Origin of the sequence: Bacillus cereus group sp. BceL291, from assembly GCF_051776705.1 — a bacterium.
Classification (GTDB): domain Bacteria; phylum Bacillota; class Bacilli; order Bacillales; family Bacillaceae_G; genus Bacillus_A; species Bacillus_A cereus.
Map to the genome: position 1 here is coordinate 53,864 of NZ_JBPWAP010000001.1, position 24,618 is coordinate 78,481.

A 24,618-nucleotide genomic window follows, 5' to 3' on the forward strand; every position below is an offset into this window, starting at 1 on the left:
AATGCTTTCAGTCTACGGCACTCTCTCCCTATATGGCGATTTTGTAAGTTACTCTTCTCTATCAACGTTTTTCGTTATTTAACTTTTAATATAATGTACTTCAACTTATTATAAGAAGTTTTTTATTTGTTCGCAACCGGGCTTTGCAAATAATACGTTAAAATCCCTGCTGCAACCGCAACATTTAATGATTCTGCCCCGCCGTAAATCGGAATATACAAGTTTTGATCCGTTTTTGCAAGAATTTCTTGGCGTACGCCATTTCCTTCATTTCCTACAATTAATGCAAAACTGCCAGCCGGCGTTACTTCACCATACGGAACTCCATTTTCAAGAGCTGTCCCATATACAGGAACGTTGTTTTCTTTTAACTTGTCTACCCATTCTTCTAAGTTCCCTTTTACAATTGGTAAGTGGAAAATAGAGCCTTGTGTAGAGCGGAGTACTTTACTATTGTAAACATCAACACAACCTTCTCCAAGCACAACGGCGTGAATACCAGCTGCATCAGCTGTACGAATAATTGTTCCTAAATTACCTGGGTCTTGCAGGCCATCTAATAAAAGGAATTTCCCATCAGTAAGAGCTACTTCTTTCTCATGCTTCTCACAAACAGCAAATACACCTTGTGTCGTTTCTGTTTCACGAAGTATTTTGACAATCGCCTCAGGTACGATATACATTTCCACATCATTAACTGTCCAATCTTTCGGAAGGTCTGTCTGATCTGAAACGATAAGTTCTGTTACAATTCCTGCCTTCAAAGCTTCCTCGACTAAGTGGAATCCTTCTACAAAAAATAAACCTTTTTTATCGCGTTCTTTTTTCGTTTGCAGCTTTTTCCACTGCTTTACACGCGGATTTTGTACTGAATCAATGTTTTTCATAATATGTATTTCCCTCTCTTCTTGTCTTATCATTATAGCCTATTTTTCATACATATTTACATAAAAAAGAACAAAAACTAACGTCAGTTTCAATTCTGAAGAAGAGGTGAAAGCAATGAGTTTTAATTTACGCGGTGCTGTATTAGCGAATGTATCTGGAAATTCACAAGATCAATTACAAGAAACAATCGTCGATGCAATTCAAAGCGGTGAAGAAAAAATGCTTCCAGGTCTTGGCGTTTTATTTGAAGTCATTTGGAAAAACGCTGATGAAAATGAAAAGCACGAAATGTTAGAAACACTAGAGCAAGGATTAAAAAAATAAGCAATTTGAAAATCACCTTTGCATAAGCTAAGGTGATTTTTTTGCAGAAAAATTTTTTCTTCTCCTAAACATTTCTACTTTACTAACGAACTATGATGGAGTACAATGTTCAAAATACATTTAAACCGATCGATTTTTCTTCATATACACCATAAGATAAAAGGAGTGAATGTTTTATGCACCGTATTACGCTTGAACAAATTTTTAAACACCACATTACACAAAAATACGTAAACCGTTCTGGAATGGTCCACGCGATCGCTGTCGCTTACCATGCGTTTCACCTAGCCAAAAAGCATCACGCCTCAGTCGATGCTGCCACAAAAGCTGGCTTCCTTCATGATATCGGACATCATACGTGGTACACAGGCGGTGAATGGGATTATGACTTATATAAAAAGAATGATATACACGCAATTAAAGGCGCTGAAAGAGCACATAAATTACTTATTAGATTAGGAGAACATCCAAAACTAGCAAAAGAAATTTCTATTGCAATTCTTCTTCATACAGATTCTTTCTTAGTGGAACAAGAAATTGAAAGAACGTCTCTTCAAAATATTATTAAATGGGCAGACGAAGCAGATGAAGAACCGGGCGGAGCGCATCATTATCGAACAATTTCTTATGAAAAAGCACTTAAAGCAATTCAGCAATTAGATCGATTGGTAGAGCGTGAATTGCAAATAGAGCAAGCAAAATTGAATAACAAGACAGAACATAGTTATCAATGAGAAAGAGGCATCACTACAGGGTGATACCTCTTTTATTATTTTATGGAAAATACACCTTTATATGTAATATTTAAATATTACGCCTGAAAACAAAATGCCTTATAATTAAATATACAAATATAAAGAGGTGATTCTACATATGCAACCCGCTACACAACTTTCTAATGAACAGAAATACTCTATGTCATGGGGACAATTTATTAGCTCCGTTGTATTCGCTTTTTTCGGAACCGGACTTATTACTGTGTTCCTCGCAATGCCCTTAACAATTTATACAGCCAGTCTTACAGATAAAAAACAAATTGCCCTGTATGAATCTATCGTAAATACTGCAAGTATTGTATTACAGCTAGCCGTGTTGTTATTCTTCATTTTTAAATTCGAACCCGCAAAAAAATTACTACTACAATCATTTAACTTTAAAGCACTGAAAGAATGGCGTACATACGTATACTTACTTCTTTTCTTCGCTATAAACATTTTACTCAATTACATCTTGTTAAATTATGTGTTCCAAGACGCTACAAAGCAGCAATCTTCCGCACTAAACTTAGATGTCTTTAAGCAGTATCAAATATTATTACTTCTCGGCTTTGCAATACTCACACCAATTTTTGAAGAGCTTATTTTCCGTGGCTTTATACTTCGCTTTTTCTCAGAACGCTTTCCATTTTGGATTGCAGCGATTATAACAAGCTTCTTCTTCGGTATCGCTCATACATACTCACTTGGCGTAATGGTCATTACTTTCTTCATGGGATTATTAATGGCTATTTTATGTAAAAAAACAAAATCCATTATTCCAGCTATGTTATTTCATATTATGAATAATATGTTGGCATTCTTGAATTAGAAAGAGGTATCCTCACGATACCTCTTTTATTAATTCGTATAATCACTTCTCATTTCCATCAATTTATACATATTTATTAATATTATCCAAAATAAACTTCATGTAGTAAAATATAACTTAATTCATATAAAGGAGTTTACATATGTTTAGTGTTATTTGGATGCTTTTCACGCCACTTCTCTTACTATGCGGGATTGCTGGTGGTATTTTTTTAATAGTAACAGGAATTAAATATCGGAAATTACTCGTTGGTTTAATGGGGCTACTTAGCCTATCCTTTGTCACACTACCTTTTGTTTTTTTAAGTATAGGAATTAATATGGATACAATATTCCCCATTCCAACTGCTCTTTACTGGACCCTATTTTCTTTAACTGGATTATTAGCAGGGATAAGTGGATTCCAAGCAAAAATTAAAAGTATACGTAATATGGGGTTCATTATTTTTACCATTGGAATATTAGGGGTTATCTTCTGGGTACTCATGTCTGTAGGTGATTGATTCTATATAACTTTTTTCGAAACCCACAAATCGGAGGTAATACAGAAATGTTCGGAATATTAATTTGGATGATTTTAGCTTTTACTTTAATGTTATGCGAATTCATCGTCGGCATTTTTTTAATTATTGCTGGTATGAAATGTCGTAAATCATTTACTATTATAGCTGGTTTAATTAGCATATCTCTTATCGTTGTTCCTATCATTTGTATAGGTTATGGAATAGACTTAGAGGGGATGATTCCAATTTCAGGAACTTTATATTGGGGTCTCTTCTCTTTAGCTGGACTATTAGCTATAGTAAACGGAAGACACATATCGAGTATTCGTTCTATGGGGACGATTTTATTTATAACAGGATTATGCTCTGTAAGTGGTTATTACCTTTTATATCTTACTCTTTAAAAAGACAAAAAAAAGCAGGGAAATTAATTCCCTGCTTTTCTATTTGGTTTATTGCCTGATGGTAAGAAGAACGATAACACCCAAGCGATACCTGCTAGTATCGTTGCGATTAAGAAGGCATCGTTAATACCGTTAATTGCAGATAGCTTTGAAATTTGTCCATATAATAGTTGTGTGCTCATCGCGTCTCCTGCTTGAGCTGATCCAGCTAAGGCCGCTAAACTTTGCCCCATGCCATGTATTTTATCAACTAAAATTGGGTTTGATGTTGTTAACATGTTGCCGTAATCTGCTACGTGAGCAGTCGTTTGTTGCGTCATAAGTGTAATTAAAATCGCTGTTCCGATTGAACCCGCTACTTGTCTTGACGTATTTTGCGTTGCTGTACCGTGAGAAATTAATTTCATCGGCAGCGCGTTCATACCAGCCGTCATAATTGGCATCATAATGAATGACATACCAATTGAACGTATAATATAATCCGTCATAATAACGCTATACGGTGTATCCATCGATAATTTTGTAAATTCATATGTCGCATACGTCGTAATTGCCAATCCAATTATCGCTAATGGACGAATGCCATATTTATCGAATAATTTACCCGCTACTGGTCCCATGATCCCCATAATTAATGATCCTGGAAGAAGTAGTAAACCAGATTCAATTGGCGTAAAGCCACGAATGTTTTGCAGATATACTGGAAGCAATAACATACCTCCGAATAATGCCATCGTAACGATTGCGTTAATTACTAAAGTGAAAGTAAATACTGGATATTTAAATACTTGTAAATCAAGCATTTTATTGTCCGTTGTTAACTCTCTCCAAATAAATAACGCTAAACCAATTACACCAATGATAAGTGAAATAACAACTTCTGCACTAGTCCAACTATTATTTCCAGCCTCACTAAATCCGTACAGCAAGCTTCCTAGCCCAATACTTGAACTAACAACACCAAATACATCTAATTTTGTTTTAGACACTGGCTGAGCTAGTGTAAAGAATTTTAAAGATAGGAACGTAATAATTAAACCGATAATAAACATCGCATAGAACATTAAGTTCCAGCTGTAATTTTCAATTACCCAACCTGTTACAGTCGGTCCGATAGCTGGAGCTAAAATCATCGCTACACCTAGTAACCCCATCGCTGCTCCGCGCTTATGAGGCGGGAACAATGTCATAAAGATATTCATACCAACCGGCATTAAAATACCCGCACCAACTGCTTGAATTACGCGGCCCGTCATCATCATCGTAAAGTTTCCGGAAGTAGCACAAATGATAGATCCTACCGTGAAGAATAACATTGCTGCTACGAATAATTTACGATACGTAAATCGTGAAACTAAAAATGCACTAATCGGTACTAAAATACCATTTACAAGCATGAAGCCTGTAATTAACCATTGTGCTGTTGAAGTTGATACGTTAAATTCATTCATTAACGGAGGTAATGCAACGTTAATGATTGTTTGGTTTAAAATAGAAACGAACATGCCGAGAATTAATACAGCTACAACTGCTTTTACGTTCACATTCTCTACAGGCGTAGACATTTGTTTTTTCGGCACTTCTTTTTCTTGTTTTACTTCTTCTTGCTTTCCTGTTTCTAACTCAACTACATTAGAAATTTCCGATTCTTGCTTTCGTTCAATTTCTTTCTCTTCTGTTTCAACTTTACTTATTTCTATTTTACTTACGGCTGGGACTTGTTCTTCTCCCATTTTCGTTTTTTTCTTTCGTAAAAGACGATTTACAAGGAAGAAGACGATTATACAAAATAGTGCATATCCTGCAATTACAATTGAGGACATCTCATCTCCCCCTTACTTATGAATACGAACTGTCACATTCATGCCAGGAACAATATTTACTGATTTGCTATGATCTAAAGAAATTTTAACTGGTACTACTTGTGTTACTTTCGTATAGTTCGCTGTTGCGTTGCTTGATGGCAACATAGAGAATGTATTCGCTGTTGTTAAGCCAACTTGTTCTACTTTTCCTGTTAACGTTGTATCTGGGTATGCATCTACATACACATCTACATTTTGACCTTTTTGAACATCATCAACATCTGTTTCTTCAATGTTTGCTGTTACCCATAAATTGTTCATATCAAATGCATAAGCAATCGGGCTACCTGCTCCAACGAAAGCATTTGTTGTCGCGTTTGATTGTACAACTGTTGCATTTTGTGGAATTGTTACATCTACTGTTTGTTCTCCATTAGCTGCCGCTACAGTAACAGTACCTAATTTATCGTTCTCATTATAATTTTTTCCTACTTCAGCTTTCCATTCAGTTAGTTTACCTGCTACTGGTGAAGCAACCGGAATTACCTTTCCATCAATCTTTGCATTGTCTGTTTTTAAGTAATTTTCCGTTTGATTGTAATAGTAATAACCGCCAATACCGCCGCCAACTAGTACAATTAATGTGATAATGTTGATAATTACCATTCTTCGAAACTGATTCATTGCATTCCTCTCCTTATATCGCATATAATTTTTTTCTAAACTATTTATGTCCTTATTGTTTAGATTGTTTAATTGTTAATTATATTAACCTTTTAACAAAAAAATCACACCATTTGCAGCGTAAATCGAAATTTATCTACCTGCGAGCGGTGCTGATTTCTGAAGGACTATCGTTTATAATTATAAATAATTATTTTGAATCTACAACCGACAATTTATGTATGAAATGTCGGTTAAACAACAATATAATACCAATATGTTGTTTAAGTATAGAAAATTAAACGAGGGGAAATAAAAATGTCTATTAAAAATACAAATGATCCACGTGTAAAACGGACGAGACAACTCATACAGGATGCTTTTGTCGCTTTAGTAGGCGAAAAAGGTTTTGAAAATGTAACTGTTCAACATATTGCAGAACGCGCTCCTGTAAACCGCGCTACATTTTATAGCCATTACCACGATAAATATGACTTACTAGACAAAAGCATTGAAGAAATGTTAGAAAAGCTAACTGAAGTAATTAAACCAAGAAATAGAAATAAAGAAGATTTCCAACTAACATTTGATTCGCCACATCCAAGTTTTTTGGCCTTGTTCGAACATATTGCAGAAAACACTAACTTCTATAACGTCATGCTTGGTGATAAAGCGGCCGGAAACTATACGTATAAGATGATGAAAGCAATTCAAACGCATTTAACATTAAGCCTCTCTATTTCACAACCTAACGATGAAAAACTAATGGTTCCACGCGATATTCTCATTAGTTATGTTACTGGTGCCCATCTAGGGATGATTATGTCATGGCTAAAAAGAGGGATGATATATACCCCGCATTTTATGGCGATGCAATTAACTCGTTTAATTATTTTAGGTGCTCATACTGCAGCGGGATTAGAACGGCCTTTTTAAAACATAAAAAAGCGAAGGAGAATGTCCTTCGCTTTTTCTATTAATTAAATGTAATGTTATGTACAGCCTCTTTATCAAGACGTTTAATAACTTCTACAATTAACTTTACTGCATTTTCATAATCATCACGGTGTAACATTGCCGCATGAGAATGGATATAGCGCGTTGCAATTGTAATTGCCATAGAAGGAATACCATTTACAGCAATGTGAATCGCACCCGCATCCGTTCCTCCGCCCGCTACTGAATCATATTGATACGGGATTTGTAATTCATCAGCAACATCAACTACGAAATCACGTAAACCTGTATGTCCAATAACAGAAGCATCATATAAAATGATTTGTGGTCCATCGCCCATTTTACTTTGCGCTTCTTTTGACGTTACACCCGGTGTATCTCCAGCGATACCAACATCTACTGCGAACGCGATATCTGGTTTAATATAATTCGCAGATGTTTTTGCGCCACGAAGACCAACTTCTTCTTGTACAGTTCCAACGCCGTATACAACGTTTGGATGCTTTTCATCTTTTAATTGTTTTAATACGTCAATTGCAATTGCACAACCGATTCGGTTATCCCATGCTTTTGCAAGTAACATTTTTTCATTCTTCATCACTTGGAATTCAAAGTAAGGTACAACTTGATCTCCTGGTCGTACGCCCCACTCCATTGCTTCTTCTTGGCTAGAAGCACCGATATCGATGAACATGTCTTTAATTTCAACTGGCTTTTTACGAGCTTCTGGAGGTAAAATGTGCGGTGGTTTTGAACCAATTACACCTGTTACATCTCCTTTACGCGTTACAATCGTCACGCGCTGCGCAAGCATAACTTGTGACCACCAGCCACCAACCGTTTGGAAGCGAAGGAAACCTTTGTCATCGATTTGTGTAATCATAAATCCAACTTCATCTAAATGACCTGCAACCATAATTTTCGGACCGTTTTCTTCCCCTACTTTTTTCGCAACTAAACTCCCTAAATTATCAGTAGAAAGTTCGTCCGCAAACGGCTCGATATATTTCTTCATTACTTCACGTGGTTCACGCTCGTTACCGGCAATACCACGTGCATCTGTTAATTCTTTTAGCATTGTCAATGTCGCGTCTAATTTTGTCATTGCCAACACCCTCCTTTTTCTTCAGTCAATTTATTATACAATAATTAAATTGAAATATTCAAAAATTAAATTAGTATCCTTGTGTTTGACGCTGATGATTTACTTCATTTTTATCTAAATATGCTTTTTCAATCTCTTCTTGCTCAAATTCAAGTGCTTGTCCAAGTCGAAGATAGCTCGTAAATAATTCAATATAGTTTGTAATAGATGGTTGATCTGTAAAACGAATTACTTTCGCATATGTGTCTAAGAAAATTTCCACTTGTGTTTTATTCGTTTGTGCACATTTATAGAATAGGAAGTTTTTATCAATACCTAAATCAATTCCGATTGATAAAATAAAATGCAAACCATCTACGTACTCTTCTAATATTACTTCACGTTCCGAAGCTGGTTTGTTGCTCCAATATTTAAAACAACGTGTTTCATTTGCAAGTTCTCCAATTTCTACAAGAAGAGCTAACATTTTTTCTTTTAACAATTTTTTCGGTTGTAAGTCATGTTCTTTTGCAATACGGTCATCTAATTCTTTTTGTAATTTAAATAGTTGTAGTAAGTCCATTCTATTGTCCTCCTCCAACATCGCATTTTACGCAACAATGTTGTTTCATCTCAAAGTTCATTATTATGTTTCAGTTCTTATGAATAAGTCAGCTATCTAACTCTTTATAAAATAGCTTGTCCTTAATTTACAAATACGTTTCAGTCATCGCTCTTAAATTGTTCATCTGATGAAAGTTCCATATCATCTTTCCATTATAGCAGTGTCGTTTCGGCTAGGAAAGATACTCTTCTTTCCAAACGAGCAGAATTGAAAAAAGCCAGGAGTATTCTCCTGACTTCATATGTATATTCTTCTATACTGCTATAACTTTTATATTGATTTTGTCATATTGATAACGACATAGTCGTTAATCTTTAGAATTTCTTTCACTTCTAACTTCTATTTGAATACAAATAAAAAACCTTAGAAGAAAATTCTTCTAAGGTTTCAACTAATTAATTAGTTAATGTTGTTTTTTGCAACTGTTGCTAATTCAGCGAAAGCTTTTTCGTCATGAACAGCTAAGTCAGCAAGCATCTTGCGGTTAACTTCGATGCCAGCATTTTTAAGACCGTGCATTAAGCGGCTGTAAGAAAGACCATTCATACGAGCTGCTGCGTTGATACGTGTAATCCATAATTTACGGAAGTCACGTTTCTTTTGACGGCGGTCACGGAATGCATACATTAGAGATTTCATAACCTGTTGGTTAGCAACCTTGAATAATGTATTTTTTGAACCGTAGTAACCTTTTGCTAATTTAATTACTTTTTTACGACGTTGACGAGTAACTGTACCACCTTTTACTCTTGGCATAATATTACCTCCTAATTGTTCTATATATCAGCCGAACTTATTTTAAGTTGTCAAGCATTTGACGAATGCGTTTGAAGTCACCAGCGCTTACTACACCAGCTTTACGTAGTTTACGTTTAGCTTTTGTAGATTTGTTAGCGAATAAATGGCTTGTGTAAGCGTGAGAACGTTTCAGTTTACCTGATCCAGTCTTTTTGAAACGCTTTGCAGCGCCGCGATGAGTTTTTTGTTTAGGCATAGGTATTTCCTCCTCTATCTATTACTTATCGTTTTTCGGTGCTAAAACTAAGAACATACTGCGTCCTTCCATTTTAGGCTTAGATTCAACTGTACTAACTTCAGCACAAGCTTCTGAGAAGCGATCTAAAACACGTTGACCGATTTCTTTATGAGTAATGGCACGTCCTTTAAAGCGAATTGACGCTTTAACCTTGTCGCCTTTCTCTAAAAACTTGATAGCATTACGAAGTTTTGTGTTAAAGTCGTGTTCATCAATTGTTGGACTTAAACGAACTTCTTTCATGCTAATTACTTTTTGATTTTTGCGCTGCTCTTTTTCTTTCTTCTGTTGCTCAAAGCGGAATTTACCGTAGTCCATAATGCGGCATACTGGCGGTTTCGCATTTGGAGCAACTAATACTAAATCAAGATTAAGATTTGCAGCTAAGTCTAAAGCGTCATTACGAGACTTGATTCCAAGTTGATCGCCATTTGCGCCAACTAAACGTACTTCACGTGCACGAATTTGCTCGTTAATCATCATATCCTTGCTAATAGTAAGCCACCTCCAAGGTTTTCTCAGAACATATTTTGTAGTCATAGAACCCGAACAAAAAAAGTGCGGGCATACGACACCCACACTTGTAAAATCTTAAGTAAGAAATACATTTACCTGTTAACTGCGAATGCGTCCATCAGGTGAGAAGCGGGTGCTTCTACTTGTTCCACAAAACAATATTCTATTATCCTTGATGAGTTTATCATAGGACATGACGTCTGTCAAGAAGACGCGATGTGTTTTACTAACAACAAGAAATATTGTAACAAACAACTAACATACTTGCAATACTTTTTTATGATAAGTGTCACATGGTTATTTTTTCTAATTTCTCTCGAGTATATTACATAAAAAAGCCGCGGTATACCGCGGCTTTTTCTTATCGTTTTCCTTCTACTTTAATCATGTCAACAAAAGCATCTAATGCGATTGTTTCTGATTTTTGTTCACCATATTTACGTACGTTTACGCCGTTTTCAGTTACTTCATTGTCACCTACTACAAGCATGTACGGAATTTTTTGCATTTGTGCTTCACGGATTTTGTAACCGATCTTCTCTTCACGAGTGTCTAATTCAACACGGATACCAGCACGACGCAATTCGTCTTGTACTTTCTTCGCATAGTCTAAATGTACTTGCGGAGAAACTGGAATTACTTGTACTTGAACTGGAGCTAACCATGTTGGGAATGCACCTTTGTATTCTTCAATTAAGAAGGCTACAAAACGTTCCATAGTTGATACAACACCACGGTGAATTACAACTGGACGATGTTGTTTACCGTCTTCACCAACGTATGATAATTCAAAGCGTTCTGGAAGTAAGAAGTCTAATTGTACAGTTGAAAGTGTTTCGTCTTTTCCAAGAGCAGTACGAACTTGAACATCAAGTTTTGGACCGTAGAATGCCGCTTCACCTTCAGCTTCATAGTAATCAAGACCCATTTCATCCATAGCTTCTTTTAACATACCTTGTGCTTTTTCCCACATCTCATCATCCGCATAATACTTTTTAGTATCTGCTGGGTCGCGGTAAGATAGACGGAATGAGTAGTTCTCTAAACCGAAATCTTTGTACACTTCTAGAGTTAAGTTTACAACACGTTTTAACTCTTCTTTAATTTGATCTGGACGAACGAAAATGTGCGCATCGTTTAAAGTCATTCCGCGTACACGTTGTAATCCAGATAACGCACCTGACATTTCATAACGGTGCATTGTTCCAAGTTCTGCAATACGGATTGGTAATTCACGGTAGCTGTGAATATCATTTTTATAAACCATCATATGATGAGGACAGTTCATTGGACGAAGAACTAATTCTTCGTTATCCATTTCCATTGATGGGAACATGCCATCACGGTAGTGGTTCCAGTGACCAGAAGTTTCATAAAGCTCTCTGCTCCCTAGTACTGGAGTATATACGTGATCATAGCCTAAGCTTGCTTCTTTATCAACGATGTAACGCTCGATAATGCGGCGGATTGTTGCACCTTTTGGTAACCAAAGTGGTAAACCTTGTCCTACTTTTTGGCTATTAGTAAATAGTTTTAATTCTTTACCTAATTTACGGTGATCGCGCTCTTTCGCTTCTTCAAGCATACGTAAGTGCTCATCTAATTCTGCTTTCTTAACGAATGCAGTACCGTAAATACGTTGTAGCATTTTATTATTGCTATCGCCGCGCCAGTAAGCACCTGCAACGCTTAATAATTTAAACACTTTAATTTTCCCTGTAGATGGAAGGTGAACACCACGACAAAGGTCGAAAAATTCGCCTTGCTCATAGATTGAAATAACTGCATCTTCTGGAAGATCGTTAATTAAATCTAATTTTAACTCATCGCCGATTTCTTCAAAGCGACGAATTGCTTCTGCACGTGGTACTTCATGACGAACGATTTCTAAGTTCTCGTTCACGATTTTTTGCATTTCTTTTTCGATTTTCTTGAAGTCTTCAACTGTAATTGCTTCTTCCATATCAATATCGTAGTAGAAGCCATTTTCAATTACTGGACCAATGCCAAGCTCAACCTTAACATCTTTATATAAACGTTTTAACGCTTGTGCTAAAAGGTGGGCTGTTGAATGGCGTAAAATATATAGGCCATCTTCAGAATCTAATGTAATGATAGAAACTGCACCATCTTCTTCGATTGGTGTAACAAGATCGATCATCTCATCGTTTAATTTTCCAGCTACAGCTTTTTTCTTTAAGCCTGGGCTAATAGAAGCTGCGATTTCTTCAGTTGTTACGCCTTTTGGAAACTCCTTCACAGCTCCATCAGGGAAAGTAATTTTAACTACATCTGCCATCACTGGTCACTCCTCTTTTTCTCAAAATAAAAAACACTCATCCCGTAAAAAGGGACGAGTGTTGAATTCGTGGTTCCACCCTTGTTCCAATTAACATAATTGTTAATTGCTCAAGTTCAACATAACGGTGTTGTCCGTTAGCAATTACTAGAAAAACCGTTCACTGCTAAAGTTTAGAGGTGGTAAGTAATAATCCCGTACTAGGAAGCTCACACCCTAAGGCTTCCCTCTCTGAAAATCGTAGAAAACTACTCATGTCCTCATCATGACATTTCAATATATTTCATTTATGTAGGTAATTATATGCTCAAAAACTTAGAAAATCAAGGGCGTTACCTTTATTTTTTAAATTTTTCACATTGCGCTCAAAATCATGTAATCCATGTAATTGGACCCGTTCTTGGAACACATTTCGCAAAGTAATAATCATATTATGGTCTTGTTCTTTCGTATATAAATAAATCTTTTTAGGCGAAATAGAAAGAAGCGGCGCAATTACTTTCGTATCAATATATACATCATTTTGCTTTAATAATTCCTCATCTATATATTGGACCAACTTCTCCTGTTTTAAACGTCTACCTTTATCATCATAAAAGATAAAGCTTTCATCAAAAATAAGATGCACGCAAGACAAACGTGATTTACGGCTACTTACTTGTTGCCGAAGCGTCTCAATGAACATTTGGTATTCTTGCTCCATCTTATATTCATCAATTGCCACTTCCGCAAGTTTAGTCACCATTTCCCTATATGTACGAAGACGAAAACGGATATATGATGAAAACGAGAATGAGAGCGGATCACAAAGCCAATTATTTAAAGAAGACTTAATATATGACTCAAATGCGTTACGCGTTAAATCCTGAGCTACACCTTTTCTTCTTCCCTTTAAAATCTCATGTGCCATGTGCAATATTTGATGACACTCTTCTTGTTCTTCATAAAAAAACTTTTCTTTTAAAATCGTATAAATCCACTCATTTTGTTTCACATTCACAATGAAATACACCATTACTGGCAATAAGATTTTTTCAATATAATTCGATTCACGTACTGGTATGTGAATCACCACTTTTTGTTCCTGTAAATACACACTCGTTTCCTTATATAACACTTCCGCTCTTTTCAGCAATTGTCTATATACGTGCATAGCATCATTTTTTTCTTCGAAGCAAATTTCAATCACTTTTGTCCCCCCTTTTATCCCCGCTCTAAAGGACTGTATCTATACGTTACAAATCCTATAAGAGTCCGTCCCGCGTGAATTTCACTCTTAGTAGAATCACATTTCCTATCGTTAGAAAATCCACTCAATATGGCTTGCTAATTTTATATATATTAAGGGAGGGAGAAAAAAATGATACAAGCTACTATGAATTTTTATTGTATACTTTACTTATCAATAAAAGGGGGTATCTGAATGTTTGAATATAAATTCGTAAAAGTCGAATTACATTGGGGGTTCACTCGCTCAAAACCAGCTGAAGACTACCAAGAAATTATTCAAGAACATGCTAGAGATGGCTGGAGGTTCGTACAGATTGTTGCCCCTACGTTTGGCAGTTCTGGACAACCTGAATATTTCGATCTCATATTCGAAAAGAAAATATCACTATAATACAAAAAAAGAGCAAGCTGAGAAGCTTACTCTTTTACTTATGACGACGGTTTTTCCCACCAATTGGAACTGGTTTCGCTAAATATTTAATTCTTTCCATAATACGTGCTGCTTTCATTTCTTCAGCCTCACCACGCTGCGTATACGTTAAATGGTGTTCCAGTTGTTTAAAATCAAAATTAGACGTAAAGAACGTCGGTAAGTTTTCTAACATACGGAATTGCAAGATTGCACCAAGCACATCGTCACGCACAAAGCTTGACATCGCTTCTGCCCCGATATCGTCTAACATTAAAACTTGTACGCGTTTAACCGCATCAATCTTTTCACCAATCGAATTATCTTGAATTGAACTTTTAATTTCACGTAAAAATTCCGGGAAGTATACGAGCATCGAACTTATTTTCTTTCGAGCAAGCTCGTTCGCTATTGCTCCTAAAAGGTACGTTTTTCCTACACCAAATTTACCGTACAAATATAAACCTTGTGCTTTTTTACCTGGTTCATATGTACTTAAAAATTCATTCGCTGCACCAATTGCATCGATACGTGCATTTAAATCAGAAGGGTCTAAGTTTTCCATAGTTGCCTGCAAAATATCCGTTGGCATATATACACTTTGAACGAGTTTTTCATATTTCTTTCTCTCGTCATGCGCTACTTTTCTAACGCAGCGATCGTATTGAATATCAATCATCTTCCCTTGAATAACAAGCTTTGGCTCATAACCTTGTAGCATATTTTTACATGAACCTAAATCCGGACAATCCACGCAACCTACACTTTGTCCAATATATTCATATAACTTCACAAGACTGCGCTCAATCATAGAAGTCGTTACTTCACCCTTATGTTCGTCTATAAATTCTTTCACCCGCGGATGCGCCATTACTTCTGCCTTTAGTACTTCATATCTATTTTTAAAGTTTTCATTTTCCATTAATTTTGCAAATGAATTTTGAATATGCTCCATTTTCTCACCTCAAAGAGCGTTCATTCTCTTCTATTAATCACGCTTATATTTTTTTAACACTTCTTCTAGTCGTTTTCTTTCATCTTCTAGCGTACTTGCATCTTTTTCTACACTTGTATCTTTCTTCTCTGTTTCTTTCTCTTGTTCTTTCGGCTCTTCTTCCTTAAGCCAATCTGGCACCATTTCTTTCCGCACCGTTTTCTTCGCCGTACGGCCTTTTTTCTTCGTCTCAGCCCACTCTTGATATTGACGGTTCTCTTCTTTCGCTAACGCCATCGCGTCCGCTACTGTACCGACCTTTTTACGTGCCCAATGCCCAGCAATCTTCTCGACATACGTTTTCGCAAGTTTCATATCTGAGCGTAGCATAACGTAATAAATAAGTACATTCACAACTCCTGGTGTCAATTTTTGATTAATCATGACATCTTCAACGATCTGCAAGTCCGCTTTCGTTGCCTCTGCACCACCAGAAATCTCTTTCAATAGTTGTTTTGGCGAGATTTCCTCTAGCTGCTTTATTAACATCTCCTCTTGCGATGAAGGCTCTTTCTCTTTCATCGTACGTGCAGCATGAGGCTGTACTCTTTCACTTAATACCGGTAATGCTTGACCATTTTCAAATTGATACCAATCGCGCGCTCCTTTTCTAAGCCTTTCCGTATCAATTGTTTGCATCTCTGTCACTGCACCAAGAACGATATTTTGCATCGATAACACATCTACACCATACACGTAAGCAAGTGTTATAACGCAGTCTCTCACTTGATCTGTAATCGCCTTTTTAGGAACAAGAGCGGACAATCCATCTACAAATAAAGAGAAATCAAAGAAATCATTCCAAACTTTCGGAGCGTCTCCCTTCTCGTTACTTGGCATAGTTGTCGTTTTTGGAATACGAAGGTCTTCTTGCGCATGCTCAAGCTGTCCTGGATTAAACGAACCAAACACATCATTGAAAGAACGCGTAACATTTTCATAAGAAGCAAAATCAAATTCTTCTTCTAAGAAATATTGCTTTACTTGATTATATTTTGTCCGGCTCAATCGATTGTATAAAAAGATACTTAAAACAATATCATCAAAAAACTGCTTCGGAGATAAAGGTGGTTGCAACTCATATATGAACATTCGAATATCTTTTTCTTTCTTAATATATACCCTCAATAGCCCAATTGCCTCTAACTTTACTCGTTCCTCATATATTTCAGGAAGTTGCATTTGCATAGTCACCATAAGGGAATGATGCGTATTCTCTTTTCCAAATACACGATCTTGCTCTAGCTCTCCCCATAGTGTCATGTATAAGCTAAAAGCTCTACTACCTATTAACGGCTGATACAACATCGTTAACACTTTTCGGTCGTAATTGTGCAGTAGCCCTTTCGCACTTACTTTATAACGATCAATCGGCAATAGCTCCATCCATGACTGTTTTTCCATTCTTGCTTTTCCTTTCTCTCATCCAATCTATCCTCTACTTCATTCGTTCTATCTTCATTATATAAATTCTTAGTGAAAAAGAGCTATTAGCTTGCGCTTCTAGCTCTCTTATCCTATTACTTACGGTATGTAAAGAGAATAAAATACAACTTCTACTCTCTTTCTTTTTGCAGTATATCTTTTAATTCTTCAATAAATACATTTAAATCTTTAAATTGACGATATACAGAAGCAAAACGTACGTAAGCAACATCATCAATATCGCGAAGTTCTTCCATGACAATTTCACCAATCATATCACTTTTCACTTCTGATATACCTAAATTACGCAGTTCACGTTCCACGCTTTGTGTTACTTCTTCTAATTGTCTTAAAGATACTGGTCTTTTTTCACACGCTTTAATTAAACCACGTAAAATCTTTTCTTTATTAAACTCTTCTCGTGTGCCTTCTTTTTTTACAACGATAAGAGGTGACTCTTCTACCCTTTCAAAGGTCGTAAAGCGACTTAAGCAGCTTTCACACTCTCTCCTTCTTCGAATAGAGCGCCCCTCGTCTACCGGACGCGAATCTAACACTCTTGTACCATTATGAGAACAGGATGGACAACGCAATACATTCACTCCTTTACACTATACTCTTTATTTTTCTCTACTCACTTCACCTAAAATATATATACAATATTATATAACTCATTCTAACTCTCTTACCACTTTAAGTTTCAGCGCATCACTTTATCATCTCATCCTTAAAAATAAGATGGTATATAGAGCACTACCTCATTTGCAAGAATCCAATTTATTCAACTAACGAGTACGTTATATTTTTCCTTTTTTATAAACTAAAAAAGAGGTGCATTATACACCTCTTTACATTTTAAATCAATTATGTTCTTTTTTAAAGAGCTTTTGTTTCTCTCTGCTTAATTTCGAAGCTACCAGTTCCTCGAGGAAGCTCGATGCTCTCACGCGTTTTCGCGTTTAAACCTTCTGCAATATATTCTGCAGCAACATTTGGATCAATACGATCCCCACAAGTATAAACATCAATACTTGCGTAACCGTGCTCCGGAAAGCTATGAATTGTTAAATGTGATTCCGAGATAATTACTACTCCACTTACACCTTGTGGTGCAAATTTATGGAAAGCAACCTCACGCACTTCAGCACCAGCTTTTAGTGCTGCATCCACAAATAATTGTTCAATATACGGCATGTCATTCAGTTTGTCGAAATCGCAATCCCAAAGTTCAGCAATCACGTGACGACCCATCGTATCCATAGTATCCATTCTACAGTTCCCCCTTGTAAATTTATTCTAACTGTTCGAATTGAAAACTAATTTGCAATTTGGCTTGCTCCACTACCACGGGGGAAAGTTAGTCCAGAGAGGTCCTAACCCTTTAAGTAGTGACTACGTACCTCAGCTCTTAAGTTTACGAGTGTTAGTATACTTTGTTTATTTTCATTTTGCAACAACAGTTTTTTCGATTTTCTGTCATATTTTCCTCTTTACTTTTCCCTAAAAAAAATAAACGATTCACAAATGCAGTAATCACAACGCTTCGTGGTATGTCCACTTTTTTAAATATACTTATATAATTTTTTTCCTTTTCAGAAAAAATTAAAAAAAGAGGGCAAATGTTGCCTTGCCCTCTCCTCCCTTATTCACTTAAATGTGTTGCACATTTTCTTGTTTCGCTAACTCTTCAACAACTAACGTTACAAGATCTACAACACGACGAGAGTAGCCCCACTCGTTATCATACCAAGCAAGTACTTTCACTTTACGATCACCCATTACCATTGTAGATAAACCATCAATAATAGCTGAGTGTGTATTTGTATTAAAGTCGATAGATACTAAAGGCTCTTCGCTGAATTCTACAATACCTTTTAACGCACCGTTTGCAACAGTTTTGAATGCATCGTTAATGGCTTCAACTGTCACATCGCGTTTTACATCTACTACTAAATCAACAAGAGACACGTTTGGTGTTGGTACACGAAGTGCCATACCATGAAGTTTTCCGTTTAAATGTGGAAGAACTTTTGCTAGCGCTTTCGCAGCACCTGTCGTTGTCGGAATGATTGATTGTCCGCAAGCACGTGCTCTTCTTAAATCTTTATGTGGGTTATCAATATTTTTTTGGTCATTTGTATAGGCGTGAACTGTCGTCATTAAACCGTTTTCAATTCCAAACTGCTCATCTAACACCTTCACAACAGGCGCTAAACAGTTTGTTGTACAAGATGCATTTGAAATAACAGTATGTTTTGTAATATCTAATTGGTCTTCGTTCACACCAACTACAATTGTTACATCTTCATTTTTACCAGGCGCTGTTAAAATTACTTTTTTCGCTCCAGCTTCAACGTGAAGAATTGCTTTTTCTTTTGAATTAAATTTACCAGTTGCTTCAATTACAACTTCAACACCTAAATCTGTCCAAGGCAATTCCTTTGGATCGCGGTTGTTTAAAAGGCGAATCATTTTCCCATCAACTAATAAGTGATCTTCAAATGCTTCTACTGTTCCGTCAAACTTGCCATGAACTGTATCATATTTAATTAAGTGTGCTAACGTTTCAGATGGATAGCTTGCATTGATTGCTACAATTTCGAATGCGCTTTCTTTTATTGCTTGACGAAATACCATTCTCCCAATACGTCCAAATCCATTAATTGCCACACGAGTCATAATATGTTATCCCCCTTGAATGCGTTATACTATTTATCTCCAATCCCAATAATAGTATAACACAAAAAGGGGATATGTCACTAAGCATTTTCATTAATTTCACAATTTTTTAGTCAATAATGTTCCACTTCTTTAAAATTACCTGCAATTGTGTTTTCGTTCCCATAATTGTGCCATCATTATTTATCACTTCATCTGCATTTTTCACTTTTTCTTCTAACGGCATTTGAGATTGAATACGAGCTGTTGCTTCTTCTTCTGAAAAGTTATTTCGTTTCATTAAACGTTCTAATTGCGTATGCGGCTTAACCGCTACAACTAAAATTCGGTCAACGAGACTTGTTAATTTGCTTTCAAATAAGAGAGGAATATCTAACACAACCGCTTGCATACCTTCTTTTATGTACATTTCCTTTTGCCTATTCATTTCCTCACGCACTGCAGGATGAACAATTTTATTTAACTCCAATCGTTTTTCTTCATTATAGAAAACGACACTTCCTAGTTTTGGACGATCTAGTTCTCCATCTTCTTGTAACACTTCCGTTCCAAATACTTCTACTATTTTGTTATATGCTGGTTTTCCTCGCTCTACAACTTCTCGTGCAATAATATCTGCATCAATAACTGGTATGCTCAGTTCACGAAACATTTGAGACACTGTACTTTTTCCACTTGCAATGCCTCCTGTTAATCCAATTACTACTGTCATCATAATCCTCCTCATAATAAAAGGCGCGAAACTAATGTTCCACGCCCATACTTACATTTTCCAAATTCCAATAATAATGAGTAATACTCCAGGCAGGAATGTAAATTTTTGTAACCACTTCATATTCGATAAAACCGTTCCAAGTTTCATTCCAATAAATAAAAACAAAGAACTCATAATTGCAACTAATATCGCCATCATAGCGGGTACATACCCTAATAAAGATGCACCAATTCCGGCACCAAATGAGTCTACAGAAAGAGCGATACCAAGAAGCAATGCTTCTCCTGCAGAAATGGTTCCTGATTTATCAAAATCTGCTACAGTCGGTTTCCGTAAAATTTGAATCACTAGCCCTAGCGAGGCAATCTCTAATTTCCAGACCTTCTCCTCTTGCTTCGGTTCTTCTTTTTTCTCACTTCGAAAAAATTGATATAATACCCAAATCCCTATTCCAATAAGAACAAGCCCACCGATACGCGTTGCGATAACAGGTGAAAATACTTTCGCGATCATATGTCCAATTCCCATTGAAACAAGCATAACAGCCGCTGAACACATTCCGATAATTATAATTGATCTTAGTGGAATTCTTACGCTTCTTAAACCATATGTTAGCCCTACACTACAGCTATCCAAGCTTAATGTAAAAGCTAATAAAATAAGAGATAAATAAAGGTACATCGGTAAGCTCCTCCCTTATACATAGCTCTGCTGTATGTATATGACAAATGCCTATCCGATGTTATCTCTTTTCTATATTCTAGGCTGACAAATTGGGCAGTAATGCGTTCCTCGCCCGCCAACAACTGTTTTTTCTAATATCGTGCCACAAGTTACGCACGGCTCTCCTTTTTTCCCATATACATTTAGGAGTTCTTGGAACGAACCAATTTGCCCTTGTGAGTTGATATACGTCCGAATTGTACTTCCGCCACGCTTTACTGCTTCGCCTAGCGTTGTAACGGTAGCCTCATAAATTCGCTCAATTTCTTCTACTGTTAAAGACGAAGCTTCTCGTTCCGGATGAATTTGAGAACGGAATAAAACTTCATCTACATATATATTTCCAAGCCCTACTAAAAGACGCTGATCCAGTAGCACAACTTTTATTTTACGATTTGTCTTTTGTAATCTTTCTTGTAAATACTGCGGTGTCATTTCAGCATCAAATGGCTCCGGACCTAAGTCCGCAAGAGGCATTTGGTTCATTTCTTCACCTTTCTTAAAGAGATGCATCGTACCAAACTTTCTCACATCTTTATAATGTAATTCCGTTCCATCTGTAAATAAGAAACGGACGTGCGTATGTTTATCAATTGGCTCATCCTCTTGATGTAGTAAAAACTTACCTTCCATACGCAAATGTGAAACAATAACATAATTCGTTACATATAAAAGCAAAAACTTTCCTCTTCGCTTTATATTTTCAATCTTCTCGCCTTTTAGCATTTCTTTAAAGATTTCTGCATCATCCGGTCGTTTCACTATTTTTGGATAAGTAACAATAACATCTTCAATCGTTTTTCCTGTTACAAGATTTTCAAGTGTCCGTCTGACGTTTTCAACCTCTGGTAATTCAGGCATTTCATCACTTCCTTATTTTGCGTCGTACCAAGTTGGACCGTAAGAATAATCAACTTTCAGCGGAACTGCAAGTTCAATTGCATGCTCCATTACTTCAGGTACAAGCTTCTCTAATTTTTCAATTTCTTCTTTTGGCGCTTCAAATATCAATTCATCGTGTACTTGCAGAAGAAGACGTGCTTGTAATCCTTCTTCTTCTAAACGATCCGCCATAATAATCATCGCTTTTTTAATAATATCTGCGGCAGTACCTTGAATTGGTGTATTCATCGCTGTACGCTCAGCGAAGCTACGTAAATTGAAATTACGACTCGTAATTTCTGGAATATAACGGCGACGATTTAATAATGTAGCCACATATCCTTTTTGTTTCGCATCTTTTACGATGTCCTCCATGTATTCTTGTACACCAGGGAAACTTTCTAAATACTTTTCAATAAATTCCGCTGCTGCTTTTCTTGTAATTCCTAAGTTTTGTGAAAGACCATAATCACTAATACCATATACAATTCCGAAGTTAACAGCTTTCGCTTGTCGTCTCATATTTGAAGTTACTTCATCTTTTTTAACGCCAAATACATCCATAGCTGTTTTCGTATGAATATCCATATCATGTTGGAATGCTTCAACTAGCCCTTTATCATTTGCAATATGAGCTAATACACGCAGTTCGATTTGTGAGTAATCAGCCGCATACATAATCCATCCTTCTTCTGACGGAACAAATGCCTGACGAATCTTTCTTCCTTCTTCTAATCGAATTGGGATATTTTGCAAGTTCGGATCCGTTGAACTTAATCGACCTGTTTGCGTTAACACTTGATTAAAGCGAGTATGAATTTTAGATGAATCTTCATGTACAACTTTCAGTAAACCTTCAATGTAAGTTGAATTTAGTTTCCCTAATTGACGATAATGTAAAATATTTGGAATAATTTCATGGTGATTCATAAGCTTATCTAGTACATCAGCTGACGTAGAATAACCTGTTTTCGTCTTTTTAATAACCGGCAAGTTTAAGTTCTCAAACAGAATTACACCAAGCTGCTTCGGTGAATTAATATTAAATTCTGTTCCCGCAAGCTTATAAATTTCCTGTTCCATTTCCTTTAATCTACCCGCAAGTTCTTCTCCCATATTACGAAGACGCTCTGTATCAACTTTTACACCCTTTACTTCCATATCAGCTAATACACGTGCAAGCGGCAATTCTAACTCTGTAAACAGTTCATATTGCTCATTCTTCTTTAACTCTTCAACGAATGTTTGCTTTACATCATATAATACATGCACTTTACGAGCCACATGCTCCGCTACTACCTCTAACTTTGGAACAGCACGCTTCGCACCTTTTCCGTAAACTTCTTCATCAGATTTCACAGCATGCGTTTCTTTCATTTTCGCTACAGTACGGAAGTCTTTATCCGTATCAGCTGGATCAAGTAAATAAGCAGCGATTAATAGATCAAAGTCAATCCCTTGCATATCTATCCCATTCCATTTCAGTGCAACGATTGCACGCTTCGCATCAAATGTATGCTTTCTCATTTCTCCATCTGCAAGCCACTCTTTAAAAGCATCTGACTTAAGAGCAATGTCTGTCTGAATAAAGTAACATCCATTTTCATTTTGAATACCGAAACCTTGAATGTCTGCTTTATGATAGTTATCTTCTTGTACTTCAACGATAAGCGCACTATCTTGCTGAAGCATTTCTTCTGTAACTTCTTCCACAATATCAAATGTAATATCATCTAATTCAGCTGGAGCAGTTTCTTCTGGCGTAACGCCTAATTTATTTAAAAGGGATGTAAATCCTAAACTCTCGAACATTGGAATGACATCACTTGCTTCATATCCTTTATACGCCATATCATCCACATGAACTGTAATCGGCGCATCTGTAATAATAGTTGCAAGATCCTTACTCATAAGAGCTTGTTCTTTATTTTCTTCCAGTTTTTCTTTTAATTTCTTCCCACTTACTTGATCTATATTTTCATACACCGCTTCAACCGTTCCAAACTGTGTTAACAATTTAATTGCCGTTTTTTCACCAACTCCTGGTACACCCGGTATATTATCTGACTGGTCTCCCATTAAACCTTTCATATCGATAATTTGCTTTGGTGATAAGCTGTATTTTTCAAATAAAGCTTCTTTCGTATATTCATCCACTTCTGTAATCCCTTTTCGCGGAATACATACAAGCGTGTTATCAGAAACAAGTTGAAGTAAATCTTTATCTCCTGAAATAACTTTTACACTTGCCCCTTGCTCACTCGCTTCTTTCGCTAACGTTCCCATGATGTCATCCGCTTCATAATTTTCTAATTCATAACGCGGTACATTGAACGCATCCAGCATCTCACGAATAAACGGGAACTGCTCTGATAATTCAGGTGGAGTCTTTTGACGCCCTCCTTTATACTCACTATACGTTTTATGACGGAACGTTGTTTTGCCTGCATCAAACGCCACTAACATATGAGTTGGCTTTTCTTCCTCTAATATTCTCATTAACATCATTGTAAAACCGTAAATTGCGTTCGTATGTATACCTTTGTCGTTATTTAAAAGCGGTAGTGCAAAGAATGCACGATACGCGATATTATTACCATCTACTAATACGACCTTTTTTTCCAAAATTGAAACCTCCCCATACAAATTTGAAATGATTTTTTTCACAGAAAAAAACCGTTCCTTTCCTCTCTCTATATTAACATGACTAATAGAGAGAAGAAAAATAACGGCTATTTTCTTTCATATATAAAACAGACTTATATTGGCATAAAGGGAAGTGACGAGAACAGCTTAACTATTCTCGTCCAAAATTACTCCTTGGATGAAGGGGTTTTCATGTATTATATTAACAGAGCTTTATTAATATTT

The 24,618-nt window shown here is 36.3% G+C and carries 26 protein-coding genes and 3 other annotated features (1 of these 29 running past the window's edge); of the genes, 7 read left to right on the forward strand and 19 right to left on the reverse strand.

Features of this window, described 5'->3' with window-relative positions:
* Positions 1–74 (reverse strand) — a binding site (T-box leader) (it extends 155 nt beyond the left edge of the window).
* Positions 75–122: 48 nt separating this feature from the next.
* Positions 123–920: a TrmH family RNA methyltransferase gene (locus ACS2CR_RS00290; protein WP_001986644.1), complete on the reverse strand. Its 798-nt coding sequence runs from the start codon at positions 918–920 to the stop codon at positions 123–125.
* 82 nt (positions 921–1,002) lie between these two features.
* Between ACS2CR_RS00290 and sspI the strand changes: the two genes are divergently transcribed.
* From sspI to ACS2CR_RS00315, 5 genes are all read left to right on the forward strand, one after another.
* On the forward strand, positions 1,003–1,212 hold the full coding sequence (sspI, locus tag ACS2CR_RS00295) for a small acid-soluble spore protein SspI (protein WP_000009509.1): 210 nt from the start codon (positions 1,003–1,005) through the stop codon (positions 1,210–1,212).
* Positions 1,213–1,388: 176 nt separating this feature from the next.
* Positions 1,389–1,946, forward strand: coding sequence for an HD domain-containing protein (locus ACS2CR_RS00300; RefSeq protein WP_000554786.1), 558 nt, complete (start codon positions 1,389–1,391; stop codon positions 1,944–1,946).
* A gap of 139 nt (positions 1,947–2,085) precedes the next feature.
* Positions 2,086–2,799 carry a CPBP family intramembrane glutamic endopeptidase gene (locus ACS2CR_RS00305; RefSeq protein WP_001182126.1) on the forward strand — a complete coding sequence of 238 codons (714 nt, stop codon included), beginning with the start codon at positions 2,086–2,088 and terminating at the stop codon, positions 2,797–2,799.
* A gap of 142 nt (positions 2,800–2,941) precedes the next feature.
* On the forward strand, positions 2,942–3,301 hold the full coding sequence (locus tag ACS2CR_RS00310; RefSeq protein ID WP_000493175.1) for a hypothetical protein: 360 nt from the start codon (positions 2,942–2,944) through the stop codon (positions 3,299–3,301).
* 47 nt (positions 3,302–3,348) lie between these two features.
* Positions 3,349–3,705, forward strand: coding sequence for a hypothetical protein (locus ACS2CR_RS00315; protein WP_002062504.1), 357 nt, complete (start codon positions 3,349–3,351; stop codon positions 3,703–3,705).
* A 23-nt stretch (positions 3,706–3,728) separates the two neighbouring features.
* Here the strand turns inward: ACS2CR_RS00315 and ACS2CR_RS00320 are convergent, their stop codons facing one another.
* Complete coding sequence (locus ACS2CR_RS00320) at positions 3,729–5,528, reverse strand: DHA2 family efflux MFS transporter permease subunit (RefSeq protein WP_000095272.1); 1,800 nt, start codon at positions 5,526–5,528, stop codon at positions 3,729–3,731.
* 12 nt (positions 5,529–5,540) lie between these two features.
* Positions 5,541–6,194, reverse strand: a complete 654-nt coding sequence (locus ACS2CR_RS00325) for an HlyD family secretion protein (RefSeq protein WP_001071421.1) — start codon at positions 6,192–6,194, stop codon at positions 5,541–5,543.
* A 297-nt stretch (positions 6,195–6,491) separates the two neighbouring features.
* Here ACS2CR_RS00325 and ACS2CR_RS00330 point away from each other — a divergent pair, with 297 nt between their 5' ends.
* Complete coding sequence (locus ACS2CR_RS00330) at positions 6,492–7,109, forward strand: TetR/AcrR family transcriptional regulator (protein WP_000023672.1); 618 nt, start codon at positions 6,492–6,494, stop codon at positions 7,107–7,109.
* 40 nt (positions 7,110–7,149) lie between these two features.
* Here ACS2CR_RS00330 and ACS2CR_RS00335 read toward each other — a convergent pair whose 3' ends face one another.
* The 7 genes from ACS2CR_RS00335 to ytxC all read right to left on the reverse strand — a co-directional run bounded on the left by ACS2CR_RS00335 (position 7,150) and on the right by ytxC (position 13,879).
* Positions 7,150–8,235, reverse strand: coding sequence for a M42 family metallopeptidase (locus ACS2CR_RS00335; protein WP_000163555.1), 1,086 nt, complete (start codon positions 8,233–8,235; stop codon positions 7,150–7,152).
* A 70-nt stretch (positions 8,236–8,305) separates the two neighbouring features.
* Positions 8,306–8,797 (reverse strand): dUTP diphosphatase, encoded by a 492-nt coding sequence (locus ACS2CR_RS00340; protein ID WP_000365050.1) that lies wholly within the window; start codon positions 8,795–8,797, stop codon positions 8,306–8,308.
* 441 nt (positions 8,798–9,238) lie between these two features.
* On the reverse strand, positions 9,239–9,595 hold the full coding sequence (rplT, locus tag ACS2CR_RS00345) for a 50S ribosomal protein L20 (protein WP_001138362.1): 357 nt from the start codon (positions 9,593–9,595) through the stop codon (positions 9,239–9,241).
* A 37-nt stretch (positions 9,596–9,632) separates the two neighbouring features.
* A complete protein-coding gene (gene rpmI / locus ACS2CR_RS00350; RefSeq protein WP_001125945.1) occupies positions 9,633–9,833 on the reverse strand; it encodes a 50S ribosomal protein L35 in 201 nt (66 codons plus the stop codon).
* A gap of 21 nt (positions 9,834–9,854) precedes the next feature.
* Entirely contained in the window at positions 9,855–10,358 is a 504-nt protein-coding gene (gene infC / locus ACS2CR_RS00355; protein WP_000973215.1) for a translation initiation factor IF-3, read from the reverse strand.
* A gap of 63 nt (positions 10,359–10,421) precedes the next feature.
* Positions 10,422–10,542 (reverse strand) — a sequence feature (ribosomal protein L20 leader region).
* Between the two features lie 210 nt (positions 10,543–10,752).
* The gene (gene thrS, locus ACS2CR_RS00360; RefSeq protein ID WP_000786083.1) at positions 10,753–12,690 is read right to left on the reverse strand and encodes a threonine--tRNA ligase; all 1,938 of its coding nucleotides are present in this window, start codon (positions 12,688–12,690) and stop codon (positions 10,753–10,755) included.
* 47 nt (positions 12,691–12,737) lie between these two features.
* Positions 12,738–12,966, reverse strand: a binding site (T-box leader).
* A 31-nt stretch (positions 12,967–12,997) separates the two neighbouring features.
* Positions 12,998–13,879: a putative sporulation protein YtxC gene (gene ytxC / locus ACS2CR_RS00365; protein WP_000569630.1), complete on the reverse strand. Its 882-nt coding sequence runs from the start codon at positions 13,877–13,879 to the stop codon at positions 12,998–13,000.
* Positions 13,880–14,113: 234 nt separating this feature from the next.
* Between ytxC and ACS2CR_RS00370 the strand changes: the two genes are divergently transcribed.
* Positions 14,114–14,311 carry a DUF4177 domain-containing protein gene (locus tag ACS2CR_RS00370; RefSeq protein ID WP_000464456.1) on the forward strand — a complete coding sequence of 66 codons (198 nt, stop codon included), beginning with the start codon at positions 14,114–14,116 and terminating at the stop codon, positions 14,309–14,311.
* Positions 14,312–14,345: 34 nt separating this feature from the next.
* Here the strand turns inward: ACS2CR_RS00370 and dnaI are convergent, their stop codons facing one another.
* From dnaI to polA, 9 genes are all read right to left on the reverse strand, one after another.
* Positions 14,346–15,284: a primosomal protein DnaI gene (gene dnaI / locus ACS2CR_RS00375; RefSeq protein WP_000400105.1), complete on the reverse strand. Its 939-nt coding sequence runs from the start codon at positions 15,282–15,284 to the stop codon at positions 14,346–14,348.
* A gap of 33 nt (positions 15,285–15,317) precedes the next feature.
* Positions 15,318–16,727, reverse strand: a complete 1,410-nt coding sequence (locus ACS2CR_RS00380; RefSeq protein WP_016110776.1) for a replication initiation and membrane attachment family protein — start codon at positions 16,725–16,727, stop codon at positions 15,318–15,320.
* 152 nt (positions 16,728–16,879) lie between these two features.
* A complete protein-coding gene (nrdR, locus tag ACS2CR_RS00385) occupies positions 16,880–17,341 on the reverse strand; it encodes a transcriptional regulator NrdR (protein WP_001203687.1) in 462 nt (153 codons plus the stop codon).
* A gap of 283 nt (positions 17,342–17,624) precedes the next feature.
* Complete coding sequence (gene speD / locus ACS2CR_RS00390) at positions 17,625–18,008, reverse strand: adenosylmethionine decarboxylase (RefSeq protein ID WP_098413228.1); 384 nt, start codon at positions 18,006–18,008, stop codon at positions 17,625–17,627.
* A gap of 390 nt (positions 18,009–18,398) precedes the next feature.
* Positions 18,399–19,427 (reverse strand): glyceraldehyde-3-phosphate dehydrogenase, encoded by a 1,029-nt coding sequence (locus ACS2CR_RS00395; protein WP_000198974.1) that lies wholly within the window; start codon positions 19,425–19,427, stop codon positions 18,399–18,401.
* Between the two features lie 109 nt (positions 19,428–19,536).
* On the reverse strand, positions 19,537–20,139 hold the full coding sequence (coaE, locus tag ACS2CR_RS00400) for a dephospho-CoA kinase (protein WP_000219309.1): 603 nt from the start codon (positions 20,137–20,139) through the stop codon (positions 19,537–19,539).
* A gap of 51 nt (positions 20,140–20,190) precedes the next feature.
* Positions 20,191–20,823 (reverse strand): sporulation membrane protein YtaF, encoded by a 633-nt coding sequence (ytaF, locus tag ACS2CR_RS00405; protein WP_000281745.1) that lies wholly within the window; start codon positions 20,821–20,823, stop codon positions 20,191–20,193.
* Positions 20,824–20,895: 72 nt separating this feature from the next.
* The gene (gene mutM / locus ACS2CR_RS00410; protein ID WP_001114478.1) at positions 20,896–21,726 is read right to left on the reverse strand and encodes a DNA-formamidopyrimidine glycosylase; all 831 of its coding nucleotides are present in this window, start codon (positions 21,724–21,726) and stop codon (positions 20,896–20,898) included.
* Between the two features lie 12 nt (positions 21,727–21,738).
* The gene (polA, locus tag ACS2CR_RS00415; protein ID WP_000412804.1) at positions 21,739–24,372 is read right to left on the reverse strand and encodes a DNA polymerase I; all 2,634 of its coding nucleotides are present in this window, start codon (positions 24,370–24,372) and stop codon (positions 21,739–21,741) included.
* Positions 24,373–24,618: the final 246 nt, after the last annotated feature.